3 protein-coding genes are annotated in these 1978 nt (G+C 43.4%); 2 read left to right on the plus strand and 1 reads right to left on the minus strand.

Annotation, left to right across the window (positions count from 1 at the left end; genetic code table 11):
• A partial coding sequence (locus tag N2315_09170) for a hypothetical protein (protein ID MCX7829344.1) occupies positions 1–245 on the minus strand: 245 nt, incomplete at its 3' end.
• Between the two features lie 234 nt (positions 246–479).
• Between N2315_09170 and crcB the strand changes: the two genes are divergently transcribed.
• Complete coding sequence (gene crcB, locus N2315_09175; GenBank protein ID MCX7829345.1) at positions 480–863, plus strand: fluoride efflux transporter CrcB; 384 nt, start codon at positions 480–482, stop codon at positions 861–863.
• Positions 864–969: 106 nt separating this feature from the next.
• Complete coding sequence (locus N2315_09180; GenBank protein ID MCX7829346.1) at positions 970–1305, plus strand: DUF190 domain-containing protein; 336 nt, start codon at positions 970–972, stop codon at positions 1303–1305.
• The last annotated feature ends 673 nt before the right edge of the window (positions 1306–1978 follow it).

The following is a 1978-nucleotide window of genomic DNA, read 5'->3' on the forward strand; positions in this document are numbered from 1 at the left end:
CGGGACTTTCTGAAACTCCGAATCTGTTTACCTATAATCATGATCTGGTTGGACGGACGCATTTTAATAATGTCCCTGACCTGTTCAATACTAAAGGAGTCGGCTCCTATCTCAAGAAGTTCCGCATTTCTAGTAATATGCACTGATTTTGCGCCCAATACAGAAAACAAGTTGGTGCCTATGATAGAGGAATAATCATGTTTGCCCTGTTCAATAGCGGTAATGGTAATTACGATGTACCCCAATCAGTTGGGATAAATCACGGATAGAAAGTTCCCTTGCAAGGCGTTTGCTGTGTACTTCCTTGCCCTGTTCTATAAGGAAGACTTTTTCCCAATTTTGTATTTCTTCTGAATTGCTTATCATGAAAGTAATTGTAATGCCTGGGGTATAAAATAACCAACGGCGGATAACCGCAAAAAAGGATGGGGTTTTTTATTATTGTCTTTTTTTGTTGGTCTTCTTATAGTATACCCATCATGAATCTTATCAACCTTTCTCTTATTCTAGTGGGCGGGGGCCTAGGGGCCTTTTTTCGTTTTGTGGTATCCCGTTTTGTATCAGAACGAATTTTCACGGCCTTTCCCCTGGGAACCCTGGTCGTGAATGTGAGTGGTTCCCTGTTAATGGGCTTCTTTTTTACGGTTATCAATAGGGCCGCCCTTTCTCAAAATTACCGTTTTTTGATAACCATTGGGTTCATAGGGGCCTATACCACCTTTTCTACCTATGCCTTAGAAACGGTGACCCTTTTACAAAAGGGACAATATGGGGCCGCCTTCTGGAACTTTTTCCTTAACAATGTGGTAAGTTTTGCGGCCATCGTCCTTGGTATCCTCCTGGCCCAGGCAAACAGAATATAACGGGTAAAGAACCTTTATGTGCCGGAAGGAGATAAATTTTTGTACGCCCATTGGCAGAGAATGGTGATATACTAAGGATCTATCATATAAGGCGAGGGGGTAATCGATGCATTTTGAAGAAGATGATGTGCTTCTGAGAATTTATCTGGGCGAATCCGACATGTATCATGGACGGCCCGTGTATGAACAGATAGTCCTTAAGGCCCGGGAACTAAAACTCTCGGGAGCTACGGTTTTGCGGGGGATTATGGGCTTTGGGGCCCACAGCCATATGCATTCTGCGGGGATTCTTACCCTTTCTGCGGACCTACCCATTGTAATCGAAATAGTCGACAGGGAAGAAAAGATAGATATGCTCCTTCCCTTCCTGGATGAAATTATGATAGAAGGGCTTGTTACGAAAGAATCCATCCATGTGTATCGATATCGGAAAGAAAAATAGTTCTTCCTGAAAAGGGCCTTTGGGAATTGGGGAGCCCTTCTAACAAAGAAAAACCTCTACTCTCCGAAAAGCCTCGCCGGGGCGCTACCATACAGAATAAAGTCTTGTATTTAGATAAAGAAAAAAGCCTGGGTCTCTTCTTTCTTGTTCGAAAAGATAGTTCTGGATGTATGATATATTTATTATATTGTCAAAATAATATATATTTAAATCATGAATAGACCAGACAGCGTAACCCAACATAAAAAATGGCCCTCTGTCCTATCGGTTATTTTTGTCGCAATGGTAAGTGTGGGCGGTTATTTTTTCCCTTTTCTGGGATTCTTGGTGATCATATTGATAGTGCTGGCGGTGGGGCTTAGTTTTCGGTATACCCGTTATTTTTGCGGGAAGGTATGCCCGAATGGCACATACCTTACGGCGGTTCTGGGGAAGGTTTCCAGAAAACATCGGCTGCCACCGTGGTTGTATACGCCAGAACTTCGGAGAGCCCTTTGTGGGTTTATGTTTTTTTGTATGATAAACCTCATAGCCCGTTTTGGTCAGACCTGGGCCCAGGTTGGACGGATTTTTTGGGCTATTTACATTCTGTCGGTGGGTATTAGTTCTCTCCTGGGTTTTTTCTTTAAGCCTCGCTCCTGGTGTGCCCTTTGCCCGATGGGGACCCTTCAAG

The sequence above is a fragment of the Thermanaerothrix sp. genome, assembly GCA_026417795.1.
Taxonomy (GTDB): domain Bacteria; phylum Synergistota; class Synergistia; order Synergistales; family Synergistaceae; genus Thermanaerovibrio.